Genomic DNA, 17,926 nt, shown 5'->3' with positions numbered 1-17,926 from the left:
CGCCAAGCTTGGCACGGTGCGAAGTCTTGGTGGACGCGCGGGTAAGGTCTGCGGCTGTGAGTGGTACTTCCGCAGCTCTGACGCCTCCCGCCGACGCCGTCGCGCCGGTGCGGCACCCCGACGCGCCCGCCCCCGGGGAACTCCTCGGAGCACACTACGAACACTGTTTCGGGTGTGGTGGAGCGCAGCCCCACGGACTTCATCTGGAGGCCCGCGCGGGCGAGGGAGTCAAGGTCACGGCGGAGTTCACCGTGCGCCCCGTCCACCAGGGCGCCCCCGGACTCGCGCACGGCGGAGTTCTCGCCACCGCGCTCGACGAGACGCTCGGCTCCCTGAACTGGCTGCTGCGGACGATCGCCGTGACGGGACGCCTGGAGACCGACTTCCGGCGCCCCGTGCCCGTGGGCACCGTGCTGCATCTGGAGGCCGAGGTCACCGCGGTGGCCGGCCGGAAGATCTACTGCACCGCCACCGGACGGATCGGCGGCCCCGACGGGCCCCTCGCCGTCCGCGCGGACGCCCTCTTCGTCGAGGTGAAGGTCGACCACTTCATCGACAACGGCCGCCCGGAGGAGATCCGCGCGGCGATGAGCGACCCGGACCAGATCCGGCGAGCCCGTGCCTTCGAGGTGAACCCGTGAGCCACAGCCCCGGGGCCGGCGCGCCCCGTCCGGAACTCCCCGTGATGATCACCCGCGTCGATCCGGAAGTACCGCTTCCCGAGTACGCGCACCCCGGTGACGCGGGAGCCGATCTGCGCACCACCGAGAGCCGCGAGCTGAAGCCCGGCGAACGGGCCGTGCTGCCGACGGGGGTGTCGATCGCGCTGCCCGAGGGGTACGCGGCCTTCGTGCACCCGCGGTCGGGCCTCGCCGCCCGCTGCGGCGTCGCCCTCGTGAATGCCCCGGGGACGGTTGATGCCGGGTACCGTGGGGAGATCAAGGTGATCGTGGTGAATCTCGATCCGCGCGAGTCGGTGCGGTTCGAGCGCTTCGACCGGATTGCTCAACTGGTCGTCCAGCAGGTCGAGAAGGTTCGCTTCCACGAGGTCGCGGAACTTCCCGACTCGGCGCGGGCCGCAGGGGGCTTCGGGTCCACCGGCGGCCATGCCGTCGTGGACAGCACAACGGGTGGGAATCGATACGCTTCGGTCGTATCCGACCGGGAAGGACAGTGACGTGTTCGGACGTCGCAAGAAGGGCAGTGCCGCCGAGGACGCGGCGGGCGAGGCCGAGCAGGTCGTCGACGGCGTCGACACTGAGGCGGACGAGGACGCGGAGCGTGAGCGCGTGAGGCTCGAACCCGAGCCGCGCCCCGACGGGCCCTGGGACAGTTCGGAGGTCCGTGACCCGGCCGAGGGCCGGGTGGACCTCGGTGGTCTGTTCGTGCCCGGGGTCGACGGCATGGAGCTGCGGGTCGAGGTCGCGGGTGACGCGATCGTCGCGGCGACCGTCGTCGTCAACGACAGCGCCGTGCAGCTCCAGGCCTTCGCCGCTCCCAAGCGCGAGGGCATCTGGGGCGAGGTGCGCGAGGAGATCGCCACCGGGATCACCCAGCAGGGCGGTGTCATCGACGAGGTCGAGGGGCCGCTGGGCTGGGAACTGCGGGCGCAGGTACCGGTCCAGCTGCCGGACGGCACGGGCGGTTTCCAGGTCGTGCGGTTCGTCGGCGTGGACGGTCCGCGCTGGTTCCTGCGCGGAGTGATCTCCGGGCAGGGCGCGGTGCAGCCGGGGGCCGCGGGCCTGCTGGAGCAGATCTTCCGGGACACGGTCGTCGTCCGCGGCGAGGGCCCGATGGCCCCGCGCGATCCGATCGTCCTGAAGCTGCCGAACGACGCGCAGATGGTCCCCGAGGGTGTTCAGCAGGAGGACCAGAGCGGCTCCCGCTTCTCCGGAGGCATGGGGCAGTTGCAGCGCGGACCGGAGATCACCGAAGTCCGCTAGACGGACGAGGGACAGCCGAAGAGACGGGCCACGGGAAAGGGCCGCATCCTCAGGGATGCGGCCCTTTCCCGTGCGCGGGGCCTGCTCGGGCCCCCGTGTCCGGGCCTTCGGTGGAGCATGCCCCGCCAAGTTCTCGTATGTGAACGATGGCTGAGTGACAGATCTTTCTTCAGGCCTTGACGGAAGTCTGGTCCGTACCTATGGTCACCGGCCAGCGCGACATGTTCAGCACCGCGTGCATGGTTCACATACAAGAATGGATGGCTCTGCATGTCCGACACCCCCACTCGGCATCACCGCAGACGGCGCCCGGCCCTCCTCGTCACCGTCGCCGCCGCGACCGCGGCCCTCGTCGGCACCCTCCTGTCCTGGCCCGGCGCGCACCGGGCCGACGCGGCACCCGCCGCCTTCGTCCACCCCGGAGTCACCGTCTCCAGGGGACAGCTGGACTTCGCCCGCACCGAGGTCCTGGCCGGCGCCCAGCCCTGGAAGGGCGCCTACGACCAGATGATGGCGAGCAAGTACGCCTCGCTCACGCGCACCCCCACGCCCCGTGCGACCGTCGAGTGCGGCTCGTACTCCAACCCCAACTACGGCTGCACGGACGAGCGCGAGGACGCGATCGCCGCGTACACCGACGCCCTCGCCTGGTACGTCACGCGCGACGACCGGTACGCCAGGAAAGCCATCGAGCTGATGGACGCCTGGTCCGCGGTGATCAAGGACCACACCAACAGCAACGCGCCCCTGCAGACCGGCTGGGCGGGTTCTTCCTGGCCCAAGGCCGCCGAGATCATCAAGTACACGTACACCGGCTCCTGGGCCAACTCCGGCCGCTTCGCGACCATGTTGCGCGACGTCTACCTGCCCGAGATCATCAACGGCTCCAACTCCAACGGGAACTGGGAGCTGTCGATGATGGAGGCCGCGGTCGGCATCTCCGTCTTCCTGGAGGACAAGACCTCGTACGACAAGGCCATGGCGAAGTTCCGGACGCGCACCGCGGCGTACGTCTACCTCTCCACCGACGGCGCCGTGCCGAAGACCGTACCGAGCCAGAACCTCGACACCACCGCGAAGATCGTCGGCTACTGGCAGGGGCAGTCCACCTTCGTCACCGGGCTCACCCAGGAGACCTGCCGCGACCTCACCCACACCGGGTACGGCATCTCGGCCATCTCGCACATCGCCGAGACCAGCCGCATCCAGGGACAGGACCTGTACGGCACCGACGTCGGCGAACGACTGCGCCAGGCGCTCGGCTTCCAGTCGAAGTACCAGCTGGGCACGGCCGTGCCCAGCTGGCTGTGCGGCGGTTCGCTCAACCTCGGGCTCGGCCCGGTCACCGAGGTCGGCTACAACGCCCTGCACAACCGCCTGGGCATCGCGATGGCCAACACCCAGGCGCTCACCGTGCAGAACCGGCCGGCCGGCAGCAACAACCTCTTCGTCGCGTGGGAGACGCTGACGCACGGTGACAATCCCTCGTGAACCGGAACCGGGGTCCCGTCCGATGAAGCAATGAGGGACCGGGCGTCGGCCGGGAGGTCGGCGCCCGGTCCACGGGGATCACCGGGAGGGAACATGAGCCAGTCCGTCACCAGCACCAGCACCGTTGCCGACACCGGCGGTGGCACCGTCACCCGCACGGGGCCCCGCGGGGCCGCGTGGAACCGCGCGAGGCCGCGCGGGGCATCAGGGTTGCGTCAAGGACGTCCTCCGGCGGGACGTTCGTCGCCTTCGCCGGGAATCCTGGCCGTAAGGTCGACGCTGCGTGCGCAGTGGTGACGGGAAGACAATAGGGCTCATGGGACGCGGCAAGCTTCGGATCTACCTCGGTGCGGCACCGGGCGTGGGCAAGACCTACGCGATGCTCTCCGAGGCGCATCGACGCGTCGAACGCGGGACGGACTGCGTGGTGGCGTTCGTCGAGCACCATGACCGGCCCCGCACCGAGGTGATGCTGCACGGCCTGGAACAGGTGCCGCGCAAGGGGCTGGAGCACCGGGGTGGCGTCTTCACCGAGATGGACGTCGAGGCCGTGCTCCGGCGTGCCCCGGCCGTCGCCCTGGTGGACGAACTGGCCCACACCAATGTGCCCGGCTCCCGCAACGACAAGCGCTGGCAGGACGTGGAGGAGCTGCTCGCCGCCGGCGTCGACGTCGTCTCCACGGTCAACATCCAGCACCTGGAGTCACTGGGTGACGTCGTCGAGTCGATAACGGGCGTACGGCAGCGCGAGACCGTGCCGGACGAGGTGGTGCGGCGGGCGGACCAGATCGAGCTGGTCGACATGTCGCCGCCCGCGCTGCGCCGCCGGATGGCGCACGGCAACATCTACAAGCCCGACAAGGTCGACGCGGCCCTGTCCAACTACTTCCGTCCGGGCAATCTCACGGCCCTCCGCGAGCTCGCGCTGCTGTGGGTCGCCGACCGGGTCGACGAATACCTGACCGAGTACCGCAGCGAGCACCAGGTCTCCAGGATCTGGGGATCCCGGGAGCGGATCGTCGTCGGGCTGACCGGAGGCCCGGAGGGGCGGACGCTGATCCGGCGTGCCGCGCGGCTGGCCGAGAAGGGGGCGGGCGGCGAGGTCATGGCGGTCTACATCGCCCGCAGCGACGGCCTCACCTCCGCCTCGCCGAACGAACTGGCCGTCCAGCGCACGCTGGCCGAGGACCTCGGCGGCACCTTCCACCACGTGGTCGGCGACGACATCCCCGCCTCCCTGCTGGACTTCGCGCGCGGTGTCAACGCCACCCAGATCGTGCTCGGCTCCTCCCGCCGCAAGGCCTGGCAGTACGTCTTCGGACCGGGCGTCGGAGCCACCGTCGCCCGGGAGTCAGGCCCCGACCTGGACGTCCACATCGTCACCCACGAGGAGGTCGCCAAGGGGCGCGGTCTGCCGGTGGCGCGCGGAGCACGGCTCGGACGCTCCCGGATCATCTGGGGCTGGGCGGTCGGCATCGGCGGCCCCGTGGTCATGGCCCTGCTGCTGAACACCATCGACCTCGGCCTCGCCAACGACATGCTGCTGTTCCTGGCGGTGACGGTCGCGGCCGCGCTGCTCGGAGGTCTCCTGCCGGCCCTCGCCTCGGCGGCCTTCGGCTCGCTGCTGCTGAACTACTTCTACACACCGCCCCTGCACCGTCTGACCGTCGCCGATCCGGAGAACATCGTCGCCATCGTGGTCTTCGTGGGTGTCGCCGTCTCCGTGGCGTCGGTGGTGGACCTGGCGGCCCGCCGTACCCACCAGGCGGCGCGGCTGAGAGCCGAGTCGGAGATCCTCTCCTTCCTCGCCGGCAGCGTGCTGCGCGGGGAGACCAGCCTGGAAGCCCTGCTGGAGCGCGTCCGGGAGACCTTCGGGATGGAATCGGTCGCGCTGCTGGAGCGCGCGGGCGACGTCGACCCGTGGACGTGCGCGGGCAGCGCCGGACCGGCGCCCGCGACCCGCCCCGAGGACGCCGACGTCGACATGCCGGTCGGCGACCACATGGCGCTCGCCCTGTCCGGACGGGTGCTGCCCGCCTCCGACCGCCGGGTGCTGGCTGCCTTCGCCGCGCAGGCCGTGGTGGTCCTGGACCGCCAGCGCCTCCAGCACGAGGCGGACCAGGCCAAGGAACTGGCCGAGGGCAACCGCATCCGCACCGCCCTGCTGGCTGCCGTGAGCCACGACCTGCGCACCCCCCTCGCCGGGATCAAGGCGGCGGTCTCGTCCCTGCGCTCCGACGACGTGGCCTGGTCCGAGGAGGACAGCGCCGAGCTCCTGGAAGGCATCGAGGACGGCGCCGACCGCCTCGACCACCTGGTGGGCAACCTGCTGGACATGTCCCGGCTCCAGACCGGCACGGTCGCCCCGCTGATCCGGGAGATCGACCTCGACGAGGTCGTCCCGATGGCGCTCGGCGGTGTCCCCGAGGGCAGCGTGGACCTGGAGATCCCGGAGAGCCTGCCGATGGTCGCCGTCGACGCCGGACTCCTGGAGCGCGCCGTCGCCAACCTCGTCGAGAACGCGGTCAAGTACAGCCCCTTCGACGAACGGGTCCTGGTCGCCGCGAGCGCCATCGCCGACCGGGTGGAGGTGCGCGTGGTGGACCGGGGCCCCGGCGTCCCCGACGAGGCCAAGGACCGCATATTCGCGCCCTTCCAGCGCTACGGGGACGCCCCGCGCGGCACCGGAGTGGGCCTCGGCCTCGCGGTCGCCCGCGGCTTCGCCGAGGCGATGGGCGGCACCCTCAACGCCGAGGACACCCCCGGCGGCGGACTCACCATGGTGCTCACGGTGCGGGCGGCGGGCCGCCGGCCCGCCCCGGCCGCCCGAGCAGCAGTCGCAGAAAGGCAGGCTTCATGACCCGGGTCCTCGTGGTCGACGACGAACCGCAGATCACCCGAGCCCTCGTGATCAACCTGAAGGCACGCAAGTACGACGTCGACGCGGCCTCCGACGGAGCCACCGCGCTCCAGCTCGCCGCCGCCCGCCACCCCGACGTCGTCGTGCTCGACCTCGGCCTGCCGGACATGGACGGCGTCGAGGTGATCAAAGGGCTGCGCGGCTGGACCCGGGTGCCGATCCTGGTGCTGTCCGCCCGCCACTCCTCCGACGAGAAGGTCGAGGCCCTCGACGCGGGCGCCGACGACTACGTCACCAAGCCCTTCGGCATGGACGAACTGCTCGCCCGGCTGCGCGCCGCCGTCCGCCGTGCGGAGCCCACCGGGGGCGGTGAGGACGACGTGATCGTGGAGACGGCGGGGTTCACCGTCGACCTGGCGGCGAAGAAGGTGCACCGTGACGGGCGGGACGTCCGGCTCACCCCCACGGAGTGGCATCTGCTGGACGTGCTGGTGCGCAACACGGGCCGGCTCGTCGGCCAGAAGCAGCTGCTCCAGGAGGTCTGGGGACCGTCCTACGGGACGGAGACGAACTATCTGCGGGTCTACATGGCCCAGCTGCGCCGCAAGCTGGAGGTGGACCCTTCGCACCCGAAGCACTTCATCACCGAGCCGGGGATGGGATACAGGTTCGAACGGTGACGCGGGCATGATCCGCCGGTGTCCGTCCGGGCCGCCGCGGGAGCCGGGTGACCCGAGCGGCGCGAGCGGTCCGGGTGGCGCGTGCGGGCCGGGTGACGACGGGTGCGTCGGTGCGCGAAACGGTGCGCGTGCCTGTCCCCGGGGTGGCGCGGTCGCCCGATCGGGCGGAGTCCGCGGCCGGTTGAGGCGGCGGTGCCGCGGGTACGAAGCTGTCAGCACCCCCCGGTACGCTTTCGGTATGAGTGCTGTTCCTCGTTCAGAAAAGCCGGCGGGCCGCTTCCGGCGCATGATGGACCGGCTCTCCTCGTCCCAGGAGGACCTGGAGTCCGAGGAGCTGCGGGAGGACACGGCGACCGCGGGCTGCACCCGTATCGGTGACTGCCACGACCGGCAGATAGTCACGGTTACTGGTACCTTGCGCACGGTCACTCTGCGGCCGAGGGCCGGTGTCCCGGCCCTGGAGGCCGAGCTGTTCGACGGCTCGGCCGCCCTGGACGTGGTCTGGCTCGGCCGCCGTTCCATCGTCGGCATCGAGCCCGGACGCAAGCTGATCGCCTCGGGCCGTATCTCGATGAGCCGGGGCCGTAGGGTGTTGTTCAATCCGAAGTACGAACTCAGACCCCTCGGACGGGAGTAGCCGGTGACGTCGCTCGACAAGCCGACCGAAGACGCCCAGGACGCCCAGGACGATGCACGGGCGGTGACCGAGGCCGCACTCTTCGAGGCGTTCGGCGGCGTGCGGGGCATGGTCGAAACCGTGGTGCCGGGCCTGCTCTTCGTCACCATCTTCACGATCAACAAGGACCTGCACTGGTCGGCGATCGCCGCCCTCGCCGTGTCCCTGCTGCTGGTCGTGGTCCGCCTGGTGCGGCGCGACACCGTGAAGCACGCCTTCAGCGGTGTCTTCGGCGTCGCCTTCGGCGTGGTCTTCGCGATGATGACGGGCAACGCGAAGGACTTCTACCTTCCGGGCATGCTGTACACGCTCGGGCTCGCCGTCGCCTACATCGTGACCACCCTCGCGGGCGTTCCCCTGATCGGCCTGATGCTCGGTCCGGTCTTCAAGGAGAACCTCTCCTGGCGCACCCGCAACCCCGGCCGCAAGAAGGCGTACGCGAAGGCAAGTTGGGCCTGGGGCCTGATCCTGCTCGCCAAGTGCGCCGTGCTCTTCCCGCTCTACTGGTGGGGCGACACCACCCAGTTCGGCTGGGTCCTGATCGCCCTGAAGATCCCGCCCTTCCTGCTCGCCGTCTGGCTCACCTGGGTCTTCCTGGCCAAGGCTCCGCCGCCCATCGACGTGTTCGCGGAGATGGAGGCCGAGGAGCAGGCGGAGAAGGAGCGCAAGGCCACCCTCGCGAAGGAGCGCGGCGACGCCCCGGCCCCGGCCCGGCACCGCCGAGAGGCGTGAGTCCGGCCCCGGCCGAGGGCGGCTGAGCAGGAAGCGTCCTGCGCCTGCGGCGCACCTGTCGTACGACGAAGGGGGCGCCCGGAGGATTCTCCGGGCGCCCCCTTCGTCGTACGACAGCGCGGGGCCTCCCCGCCGACGGCCGTGCCGTCGGCGGGGAGGCAACGGCTAGGGCGTCGTGCTCGTGTCGCGGCGCACCGACAGCAGGTCCTCGAGCTGTTCCTCACGGGCCTGGGCGGCCACGAAGAGGAGTTCGTCGCCCGCCTCCAGGGAGTCCTCCCGGGAGGGGGTCAGGACACGGGTGCCGCGGATGATGGTCACCAGCGAGGTGTCCTCCGGCCACGCGACGTCACCGACGGTCGTGCCGGCCAGGGCGGACTCCGGCGGCAGGGTCAGCTCGACGAGGTTGGCGTCGCCGTGGCTGAAGCGCAGCAGCCGTACCAGGTCGCCGACGCTCACCGCCTCCTCCACGAGTGCCGACATCAGGCGCGGGGTGGAGACGGCGACGTCCACGCCCCAGGACTCGTTGAACAGCCACTCGTTCTTGGGGTTGTTCACGCGGGCGACGACGCGCGGGACCCCGTACTCGGTCTTCGCGAGCAGCGAGACCACGAGGTTGACCTTGTCGTCACCGGTGGCCGCGATGACCACGTTGCAGCGCTGTAGCGCGGCCTCGTCCAGGGAGGTGATCTCGCAGGCGTCGGCGAGCAGCCACTCCGCCTGCGGGACGCGCTCGACCGAGATGGCGGTCGGCGCCTTGTCGATCAGCAGGATCTCGTGGCCGTTCTCCAGCAGTTCGCCCGCGATCGAGCGGCCCACGGCACCGGCACCGGCAATGGCGACTCTCATCAGTGCCCCGCCTCCCCTTCAGGGCCCTTGGCGAACGCCGCCTCGACCTTGTCCACCTCGTCGGTGCGCATCATCACGTGCACCAGATCGCCCTCCTGCAGCACCGTCTGCGAGCTGGGCAGGATCGCCTCGCCCAGCCGGGTGAGGAAGGCGACGCGCACGCCCGTCTCGTCCTGGAGGCGGCTGATCTTGTGGCCCACCCACGCGACGGAGGTGTGCACCTCGGCGAGCTGCACACCGCCCGTGGGGTCGCGCCACAGCGGCTCGGCGCCCGAGGGCAGCAGCCGGCGGAGCATCTGGTCGGCCGTCCAGCGGACGGTGGCGACGGTCGGGATGCCGAGGCGCTGGTAGACCTCGGCGCGACGCGGATCGTAGATGCGGGCGGCGACGTTCTCGACGCCGAACATCTCGCGGGCCACGCGGGCGGCGATGATGTTCGAGTTGTCACCGCTGGAGACCGCCGCGAACGCACCGGCCTCCTCGATGCCCGCCTCGCGCAGGGTGTCCTGGTCGAAGCCGACTCCGGTGACACGACGGCCGCCGAACCCGGAGCCCAGCCGCCTAAAGGCGGTGGGGTCCTGGTCGATCACGGCGACCGTGTGCCCCTGTTGCTCCAGGTTCTGGGCAAGAGCGGAACCTACTCTTCCGCAGCCCATGATGACGATGTGCACGACCGTCCTTCCGCATGAATGGTTACGGCTCAGGCTAAACAGGGTCTCAGACCGCCGCCCAAGCTACACACGCACGGTCGGCCGGGGGCATCGTTGCCCAGGTTCGCCTGTGCCTTTTTCGCGGAACGTCCGTGGCCCGGCGGTGAAAGGCCGCAGGCGCGGGGGATTCAGCGCCGTGTGATGCTGCGAACACTCGCGAGGGTCAGGATTCCGAGGCCGGCCAGCGCGACGGCGGCGCCGATGAGCTCAGCGGTCAGGTGCACGGGTCCTCCGGGGCGGTCGGGGGTGGGGTTTTGTCATATAGACACGTGGATCTCCGGGGCTGCGGAATCCGCAGCGGAGTCCGCCCCGTTTTCACCCGGAGAGCAGACGACGGGCCGAAGAGGGGCGGCGGGTGGGCGATTGCCAGTTCGAACCCTTACGATTCCCTGTTGTGTCCAAACTGACCGACGTGCCCAAGCGGATCCTCATCGGGCGCGCACTGCGCAGCGACCGGCTGGGGGAAACGCTTCTGCCGAAGCGCATCGCCCTCCCCGTTTTCGCATCCGACCCGCTCTCCTCCGTGGCGTACGCGCCCGGGGAAGTGCTGCTGGTCCTCTCCATCGCGGGCGTGTCGGCCTACCACTTCAGCCCCTGGATCGCGGTCGCGGTCGTCGTGCTGATGTTCACGGTGGTCGCGTCCTACCGGCAGAACGTGCACGCCTACCCGAGCGGCGGCGGTGACTACGAGGTCGCCACCACCAACCTCGGTCCACGGGCCGGCCTCACCGTCGCCAGCGCGCTGCTCGTCGACTACGTCCTCACCGTCGCCGTCTCCATCGCCTCCGGCATCGAGAACCTCGGCTCGGCGGTGCCGTTCGTGGTGGAGCACAAGGTGTTCTGCGCGGTCGCCGTCATCGTGCTGCTCACGCTGATGAACCTGCGCGGGGTCAAGGAGTCCGGAAAGCTCTTCGCGATCCCGACCTACGTCTTCGTCGCCGGCGTCTTCATCATGATCGCCTGGGGTGCCTTCCGCGGACTCGTGCTCGGCGACACCATGCTGGCGCCGACCGCCGAGTACCACATCAAGGCCGAGCACCAGGGGCTCGCGGGCTTCGCGCTCGTCTTCCTGCTGCTGCGCGCCTTCTCCTCCGGCTGTGCGGCGCTCACCGGCGTCGAGGCCATCTCCAACGGCGTCCCGGCCTTCCGCAAGCCCAAGTCGAAGAACGCCGCGACCACGCTCGCCGCGATGGGCCTGCTCGCCGTCACCATGTTCTGCGGCATCATCGCCCTGGCCATGACCACCAAGGTGCGCATGGCCGAGAATCCGGCCACGGACCTGATCCACAACGGTGTGGCCGTCGGTGCCGATTACGTCCAGAACCCGGTGATCTCCCAGGTCGCCGAGGCCGTGTTCGGCAAGGGCAGCTTCCTGTTCATCCTGCTCGCCGCCGCCACCGCCCTCGTCCTGTTCCTGGCCGCGAACACCGCGTACAACGGCTTCCCGCTGCTCGGTTCGATCCTCGCCCAGGACCGCTACCTGCCGCGCCAGCTCCACACCCGCGGCGACCGCCTGGCCTTCTCGAACGGCATCGTGCTCCTGGCCGGCGCCGCGAGCATGCTCGTGATCATCTACGGGGCCGACTCGACCCGGCTGATCCAGCTGTACATCGTCGGCGTCTTCGTCTCCTTCACTCTCAGCCAGACCGGCATGGTCCGCCACTGGAACCGCCACCTGGCCAGTGAGACCGACCAGGCCAAGCGCACCCACATGATCCGCTCGCGCGCGATCAACGCCTTCGGCGCCTTCTTCACCGGGCTTGTCCTGGTCGTCGTCCTCGTCACCAAGTTCACCCACGGCGCCTGGGTCGCCCTGCTCGGCATGGTGATCTTCTACGCGACGATGACCGCGATCCGTAAGCACTACGACCGCGTCGCGGAGGAGCTGGCCGCCCCCGAGGGGCCGACCGACGACAGCGTCCGCCCCTCCCGCGTCCACTCCGTCGTCCTGGTCTCCAAGATCCACCGGCCTGCGCTGCGCGCCCTCGCCTACGCCAAGCTGCTGCGCTCCGACACGCTCGAAGCGCTCAGCGTCAACGTGGACCCGGCCGAGACGAAGACCCTGCGCGACGAGTGGGAGCGGCGCGGCATCGACGTACCGCTCAAGGTCCTCGACTCGCCCTACCGCGAGATCACCCGCCCGGTCATCGAGTACGTGAAGGGCCTGCGCAAGGAGTCGCCGCGCGACGCGGTCTCCGTGATCATCCCCGAGTACGTCGTCGGCCACTGGTACGAGCACCTGCTGCACAACCAGAGCGCCCTGCGCCTCAAGGGCCGTCTGCTGTTCACCCCGGGTGTCATGGTGACCTCCGTGCCCTACCAGCTGGAGTCGTCCGAGGCCGCGAAGCTGCGCGCCCGCAAGCGCCAGGACTGGAACGCTCCGGGCGCGGTGCGCCGCGGACCGGCCCAGGAGCGGCCCAAGGAGCCCACCCAGAAGAGCTGACGGGGGCGGGAAGCACGTCGCGTGCTCATGGCCGAGGCGGGAAGCGGTGCCGTGAGCACGTAGACTGGACGGCTGTTGTCCGGCCGTGTTCTCCGGCCGTTTCCCCCTCTCATCTGGAGTCACCCCACCATGCAGGCAGAACCGAAGAAGTCGCTGGTGGGGGACGAGTACGAGGTCGAGATCGGCCCCGTGGCGCACGGCGGGCACTGCATCGCCCGGACCGACGAGGGCCAGGTCCTCTTCGTCCGGCACGCGCTGCCCGGTGAGCGCGTCGTCGCCCGGGTGACCGAGGGCGAGGAGGGGGCGCGGTTCCTGCGCGCCGACGCCGTGCGGATCATCGACGCCTCCAAGGACCGCGTCGAGGCGCCCTGCCCGTACGCGGGCCCCGGCCGCTGCGGCGGCTGCGACTGGCAGCACGCCAAGCCCGGCGCCCAGCGCCGTCTCAAGGGCGAGGTCATCGCCGAGCAGTTGCAGCGCCTCGCGGGCCTCACGCCCGAGGAGGCCGGCTGGGACGGCACGGTGATGCCCGCCGAGGGCGACAAGCTGCCCGCCGGCGAGGTCCCGCAGTGGCGCACGCGCGTCCAGTACGCCATCGACCCGGACGGCAACGCCGGCCTGCGCCGCCACCGCTCGCACGAGGTCGAGCCCATCGAGCGCTGCATGATCGCCGCCCCGGGCGTCACCGAACTCGGCATCGAGGAGCGCGACTGGTCCGGTATGGAGGCCGTCGAGGCGATCGCCGCGACCGGCTCCCAGGACCGCATGGTGATCCTGGAGCCCCGGCCCGGCGCCCGTCTGCCCCTCGTCGAACTCGACAAGCCGGTCTCCGTGATGCGCGTCGAGGAGAAGGACGGCGGCATCCACCGCGTCCACGGCCGCGCGTTCGTGCGCGAGCGCGCCGACGGCCGTACCCACCGGGTCGGCAGCGGCGGCTTCTGGCAGGTCCACCCGATGGCCGCCGACACGCTGGTCAAGGCCGTCATGCAGGGCCTGCTGCCCCGCAAGGGCGAGATGGCCCTGGACCTCTACTGCGGTGTCGGCCTCTTCGCGGGCGCCCTCGCCGACCGCCTGGGCGACCAGGGCGCGGTCCTCGGCATCGAGTCGGGCAAGCGCGCGGTGGAGGACGCCCGGCACAACCTCGCCGGCTTCGACCGCGTCCGCATCGAACAGGGCAAGGTCGAGGCGGTCCTCCCGCGCACCGGCATCACCGAGGTCGACATCATCGTCCTCGACCCGCCCCGGGCGGGCGCCGGCAAGAAGACGGTCGAACACCTGTCGTCCCTGGGCGCGCGCCGCATCGCGTACGTGGCCTGCGACCCGGCGGCCCTCGCCCGCGACCTGGCGTACTTCCGCGACGGCGGCTACAAGGTGCGGACGCTGCGTGCGTTCGACCTGTTCCCGATGACGCACCACGTGGAGTGCGTGGCGATCCTCGAACCGGCCGCGAAGGGCTCCTGACCTTCGCCGACCGCCGCACGGCAGGTCGTACGCCGACCGGAGCGACGAGGGGCCGTATCCGGAAGGAGTGACGGTCGGCCGTATCCGGAAGGAGCGGCGGCCGCGGTCGGCTGGGCGATTGTTCGCCGGGGTGCTGTGGAACGGCACAGGCCAGTTGTCCGGTGGCGAGGGACTGGCGTCGATCCGGGGTCAGAGGGAATGATCAGGGCCCATGGGATCACGGGGACGCTGGGGGACACGTGCTCTGATCGCCGTATGCGTGGCGGCCGTGGTGTGGCTGCTGGTGACGACGGCGCGTGATGGCTGGGGTGTCGCCGATCCGGTGGCGAGTGTCTTCGGCTCGGTGGCGGGACTGGTCGCTCTGGCGGTCTCCTTACGGGCGGTCCCTGGCGCGGCGTCGGCTGCGACCGGTCGTCCGGCGCCGCCCGAGGTGCCGGAGTGGTGGGTGGACCGAGACGAAGCGGCCGCCGTCATCAAGGCCGTCCGCAGGCGTACCGGGCGTTGGGGGAACAGCGATCCGGTGGCGATCACGGCTGGGTTGCACGGGGCCGGCGGGTTCGGCAAGACCAGTCTGGCGAGATACGTGGCCGCCCAGCGTTCGGTGCAGCGCCGGTTCCCGGGTGGTGTTCACCTGATCACCATGGGGCGGGAGGTGCGCGGCCGTGCGGCCGTCGCCGCGAAGGTCGCGGAGGAAACCCGCCTGATCACCGGCGATACCACCGAGAGCGGTTCGGACCCCGAGCGCGCCGGAGCCCACCTCGGCACGCTCCTCGCGGGGCGGCCGCGCACCCTGCTCATCATCGACGACGTCTGGGAACGAGAGCAGCTCACCCCGTTCCTGCGGGGTGCCGAGCGGTCCTGTGTCCGGTTGGTGACCACGCGCAGGGCCGATGTGCTCCCGGCCGCCGCGGTGCGGATCGAAGTCGACCGTATGACGGTGGAGCAGGCCCGGCTCCTGCTCACCCACCGGCTCCCCGCCCCACCGCGGCGCGAGGCGGTGGAGGAACTGGTCGAGGCGACGGGACGGTGGGCGCTGTTGCTGGGCATCGCGAACAAGTTCCTTGCCGATCAGATAGCCACCGGAGCGGATCCGACCGCCGCAGCCGGAACGCTCCTGCGGCGGCTGCGCGCTGACGGTCCCGCCGTCCAGGACCCCGACGGCACCCTCGACCTCGACAACCCCGACCAGCGCAATACCGCCGTACGGGCCAGCATCCGCGCCGCCTCGACGCTCCTGCCGCACGAGCAGGCCGAGCAGCGCTTCAACGAACTCGGGGTGTTCGCCGAGGACGAGAGTGTGCCCATCGACCTTGTGGCGACGCTGTGGCACGCCACCGGCAACCTCGACGAGACCGCCACCCGCGCCCTGTGCAAGCAGATGGCCGACCTGTCGCTGCTCGGCATCCAGACCACCGTGGCCGGCGGAGCCGTCACCGTCCACGACGTCGTCCGCGACTACCTGCGTACGGAACTGGGTCCCGCGGGGCTGAGCAACGCGAACGCCGCTCTGCTCGACGCCGTCGCGGCCTCCCTGCCCGCAGCCGAGGACGGAGCGGTGCCGTGGTGGCGGGTCACGGTCGGCTACCTGCTGGACCATCTCGTCGAGCACTTCCTCGACGCTCGCCGTTCCACACAGGCACTCACCCTCGCAGGGGATTTCCGGTGGATCCGCACGCGCCTGCATCAGCGTGGTCCCACCGCCCCCTGGCGCGATCTCGACCTCCTGGGAGTTCCGGCCCGGCCTCTCGCCCGCCAACTGGCCCAAGCCGCCCACCTGCTCACCCCCACCACCCCGCCGCACGCCCTCGACACGGTCCTGCGCAGCCGCATCACCGGCGCTCCGCACTGGCCCGCCCGCCCGCTTCCCGCCGGCACTCCCGCCCTCCTCGACCGCTGGCCTCCTCCGGACCTGCCCGACCCCGCCCTGATGCGCACCCTGACCGGCCACCGCGGGCCGATCCACGCGGTGGCGTACAGCCCGGACGGTGCCCGCATCGCCACTGGCAGTCGGGACACGACCGTACGGATGTGGAGTTCCGTCACAGGGGAGGCCCTTCACACTCTGACCGGCCACCACGGGCCGGTACGCGCCGTGGCCTTCAGCCCCGACGGCCGTTTGCTGGCCACCGGCGGCCGTGACGCGACCGTGCGGATCTGGGACGCGGCCACCGGTCAGGCGATGCGCACCGTGAGGGGGCACGACGGGCCGGTCGTCGCTGTGGCGTTCAGCCCGGACGGCTCTCTCCTGGCCACCGGCAGCAGTGACACGACGGTGCGGATCTGGGATCCGGCGACCGGCGAGATGCTGCACACGGCGACTGGTCACGGGGGCCTCGTGTCCGTGGTGGCGTTCGGTCCGGACGGCTCGCTCCTGGCCAGTGGCGGTGCGGATGCGACCGTACGGATCTGGGACGTCGTGCCCCTCGGTCCCGACAGGTCGGGAGACGGGCCGGCCACCGGTCTCCGGGCGTCGCGCGTGCTGACCGGACACAGCGGGCCGGTGCGCGCGCTGGCGTTCGCCCCTGACGGTTCCCGCATGCTGACCTGTAGCAATGACCGCACACTGCGGATCTGGGGGCCCGGTGGAGTGGAGGGCGTACACGATCTGTCGGGGGTGGTGCGGGCCGCGAGCTTCAGCCCGGACGGCTCCCGCCTGGCCACCGGCAGCCATATCGCCGTGGTGCGGATCTGGGACACCGGCACCGGCCAGGCGGTGCACACCCTGACCGGGCATCGAGGGGCGGTGCTCGCTGTGGCTTTCGGCCCGGACGGCGCTCGCCTTGTCACCGGCGGAAACGATCGCATCGCCCTGGCGTGGGACCCGACGTCCAGCGGCACACCGGTAGCGCTGACCGGCCGCACCGACCAGTTGCGCGCGGTCGTCTCCAGCCCGGACGGCTCCTGCCTCGTCAGCAGCAATCGCGACACCGTCGTGCCGATCTGGGACCCCGTCACCGGCGAGATCACACGCACCCTGCGGGGACACCAGGGCGCGGTGCTGGCGGTGGCGTTCAGCCCGGACGGCGCCCGTCTGGCGACCAGCAGCAGCGACAAGACACTTCGGTTGTGGGACATGGCCACCGGCGAGACGGTCCGCACCCTGCGGGGACGCACCGACCAGCTGCACTCGGTGGCGTTCAGCCCGGACGGCTCCCGCCTGGCCACCGGCAGCAGCGATACGACGGTGCGGATCTGGGACCCGTCCACCGGGGCCAGGGTGCGCATGCTGAACGGTCATCGCGGGCCGGTGCGCGCGGTCGCCTTCAGCCCCGACGGCACGTTCCTGGCCACCGCCAGTCACGACACGACGGTGCGGATCTGGGACCCGTCCACCGGCGAGGTGGTTCGCACCCTGGTCGGCCACACCGACCAGCTGCACTCGGTGGCGTTCAGCCCGGACGGCTCCCGCCTGGCCACCGGCAGCAGCGATACGACGGTGCGGATCTGGGACCCGTCCACCGGGGTCATGGTGCGCATGCTGAACGGTCATCGCGGGCCGGTGCGCGCGGTCGCCTTCAGCCCCGACGGATCCTGCCTCGCCACCGGCGGCGCGGACGAGACCATACGGATCCACGCCCCCTCGAGCGGCGAGGTCCTGACCATGATGCGCACCGACAGTGCCGTGTGGTCGTGTTCCTGGTCCGCGGACGGCCGAGCGTTGTTCGCGGGTACGACGGCGGGGTTGTTCGCCTTCGAGTACGTAGTCGCCTGATGCGGCTGGAGGCCGTTGATCCGTTCGTGCGGCCATGAAGTCCGTCGCTGATCCCCTGAGCGTCCGTTCCCGGTCCCGGCGAGGTCGCCGCGCCGGCCGAGGTCTTCCACCACCCGGATCCGATCGAGCCCCGGCTCCTCCGCCCGTCGCGCGCGGGGCAGCACGTCACGGACGGGGAGATCGAGGGGCAGCACGACACCGGCACGGCCGGTGCGGCACGGGGGTCAGGACCGTGCCGCACCGGCGGTCAGCCGCTGGTGGGGGCCATCTCGTCATGGGGTGCGCGGTCGGATCCGGTGCGCAGGACTCCGGCGGCCGCGGCGGTGGTGAGGCACAGCAGGGTCAGCAGGACGAAGGCGTGGTCGAGGGCGACGA

General features: G+C 71.0%; 13 protein-coding genes. 11 read left to right on the top strand and 2 right to left on the bottom strand.

Annotated elements, in window-relative coordinates; all coding sequences use genetic code 11:
- The first annotated feature begins 56 nt into the window (after nt 1-56).
- The 8 genes from CW362_RS13030 (at nt 57) to CW362_RS12995 (ending at nt 8,382) form a co-directional block, all read left to right on the top strand.
- On the top strand, nt 57-641 hold the full coding sequence (locus CW362_RS13030) for a PaaI family thioesterase (protein WP_103549590.1): 585 nt from the start codon (nt 57-59) through the stop codon (nt 639-641).
- 44 nt (nt 642-685) lie between these two features.
- Nucleotides 686-1,177 carry a dUTP diphosphatase gene (gene dut / locus CW362_RS13025; protein ID WP_103549589.1) on the top strand — a complete coding sequence of 164 codons (492 nt, stop codon included), beginning with the start codon at nt 686-688 and terminating at the stop codon, nt 1,175-1,177.
- A gap of 1 nt (nt 1,178) precedes the next feature.
- Nucleotides 1,179-1,943 carry a DUF3710 domain-containing protein gene (locus CW362_RS13020; RefSeq protein ID WP_103549588.1) on the top strand — a complete coding sequence of 255 codons (765 nt, stop codon included), beginning with the start codon at nt 1,179-1,181 and terminating at the stop codon, nt 1,941-1,943.
- Between the two features lie 270 nt (nt 1,944-2,213).
- Nucleotides 2,214-3,434 carry an alginate lyase family protein gene (locus CW362_RS13015; RefSeq protein WP_103549587.1) on the top strand — a complete coding sequence of 407 codons (1,221 nt, stop codon included), beginning with the start codon at nt 2,214-2,216 and terminating at the stop codon, nt 3,432-3,434.
- Nucleotides 3,435-3,750: 316 nt separating this feature from the next.
- Entirely contained in the window at nt 3,751-6,294 is a 2,544-nt protein-coding gene (locus CW362_RS13010) for a sensor histidine kinase (RefSeq protein ID WP_103549586.1), read from the top strand.
- The gene (locus tag CW362_RS13005) at nt 6,291-6,974 is read left to right on the top strand and encodes a response regulator (RefSeq protein WP_103549585.1); all 684 of its coding nucleotides are present in this window, start codon (nt 6,291-6,293) and stop codon (nt 6,972-6,974) included. The genes CW362_RS13010 and CW362_RS13005 overlap by 4 nt, the downstream gene beginning before the upstream one ends.
- Before the next feature lie 238 nt (nt 6,975-7,212).
- Entirely contained in the window at nt 7,213-7,611 is a 399-nt protein-coding gene (locus CW362_RS13000) for an OB-fold nucleic acid binding domain-containing protein (RefSeq protein WP_078943188.1), read from the top strand.
- A gap of 3 nt (nt 7,612-7,614) precedes the next feature.
- The gene (locus CW362_RS12995; protein WP_103549584.1) at nt 7,615-8,382 is read left to right on the top strand and encodes a DUF3159 domain-containing protein; all 768 of its coding nucleotides are present in this window, start codon (nt 7,615-7,617) and stop codon (nt 8,380-8,382) included.
- A gap of 165 nt (nt 8,383-8,547) precedes the next feature.
- Here the strand turns inward: CW362_RS12995 and CW362_RS12990 are convergent, their stop codons facing one another.
- Together CW362_RS12990 and CW362_RS12985 are read right to left on the bottom strand one after the other, a co-directional pair.
- A complete protein-coding gene (locus CW362_RS12990) occupies nt 8,548-9,228 on the bottom strand; it encodes a potassium channel family protein (RefSeq protein ID WP_103549583.1) in 681 nt (226 codons plus the stop codon).
- The gene (locus CW362_RS12985; RefSeq protein ID WP_103549582.1) at nt 9,228-9,899 is read right to left on the bottom strand and encodes a potassium channel family protein; all 672 of its coding nucleotides are present in this window, start codon (nt 9,897-9,899) and stop codon (nt 9,228-9,230) included. Before CW362_RS12985 ends, CW362_RS12990 begins: the two co-directional genes overlap by 1 nt.
- Before the next feature lie 433 nt (nt 9,900-10,332).
- On the opposite strand from CW362_RS12985, the gene CW362_RS12980 reads away from it, so the two are divergent.
- The 3 genes from CW362_RS12980 to CW362_RS12970 all read left to right on the top strand — a co-directional run bounded on the left by CW362_RS12980 (nt 10,333) and on the right by CW362_RS12970 (nt 17,551).
- Nucleotides 10,333-12,381 carry an APC family permease gene (locus CW362_RS12980; RefSeq protein ID WP_103549581.1) on the top strand — a complete coding sequence of 683 codons (2,049 nt, stop codon included), beginning with the start codon at nt 10,333-10,335 and terminating at the stop codon, nt 12,379-12,381.
- Nucleotides 12,382-12,510: 129 nt separating this feature from the next.
- Nucleotides 12,511-13,839 (top strand): class I SAM-dependent RNA methyltransferase, encoded by a 1,329-nt coding sequence (locus CW362_RS12975; RefSeq protein WP_103549580.1) that lies wholly within the window; start codon nt 12,511-12,513, stop codon nt 13,837-13,839.
- 211 nt (nt 13,840-14,050) lie between these two features.
- Nucleotides 14,051-17,551 (top strand): WD40 domain-containing protein, encoded by a 3,501-nt coding sequence (locus CW362_RS12970; RefSeq protein WP_103549579.1) that lies wholly within the window; start codon nt 14,051-14,053, stop codon nt 17,549-17,551.
- Nucleotides 17,552-17,926: the final 375 nt, after the last annotated feature.

The sequence above is a fragment of the Streptomyces populi genome, assembly GCF_002911015.1.
Lineage (GTDB): Bacteria > Actinomycetota > Actinomycetes > Streptomycetales > Streptomycetaceae > Streptomyces > Streptomyces populi.
The sequence above is the reverse complement of the archived record's forward strand: the minus strand, read 5'-3'. Positions and strand labels throughout refer to the sequence as shown.

What these genes read in the sequence shown, in the direction of transcription:
- dut (WP_103549589.1), top strand. Translation starts at nt 686, where the DNA reads ATGATCACCCGCGTCGATCCGGAAGTACCGCTTCCCGAGTACGCGCAC.
- CW362_RS13015 (WP_103549587.1), top strand. Translation starts at nt 2,214, where the DNA reads ATGTCCGACACCCCCACTCGGCATCACCGCAGACGGCGCCCGGCCCTC.
- CW362_RS13010 (WP_103549586.1), top strand. Translation starts at nt 3,751, where the DNA reads ATGGGACGCGGCAAGCTTCGGATCTACCTCGGTGCGGCACCGGGCGTG.
- CW362_RS13005 (WP_103549585.1), top strand. Translation starts at nt 6,291, where the DNA reads ATGACCCGGGTCCTCGTGGTCGACGACGAACCGCAGATCACCCGAGCC.
- CW362_RS13000 (WP_078943188.1), top strand. Translation starts at nt 7,213, where the DNA reads ATGAGTGCTGTTCCTCGTTCAGAAAAGCCGGCGGGCCGCTTCCGGCGC.
- CW362_RS12990 (WP_103549583.1), bottom strand. Translation starts at nt 9,228, where the DNA reads ATGAGAGTCGCCATTGCCGGTGCCGGTGCCGTGGGCCGCTCGATCGCG.
- CW362_RS12975 (WP_103549580.1), top strand. Translation starts at nt 12,511, where the DNA reads ATGCAGGCAGAACCGAAGAAGTCGCTGGTGGGGGACGAGTACGAGGTC.
- CW362_RS12970 (WP_103549579.1), top strand. Translation starts at nt 14,051, where the DNA reads ATGGGATCACGGGGACGCTGGGGGACACGTGCTCTGATCGCCGTATGC.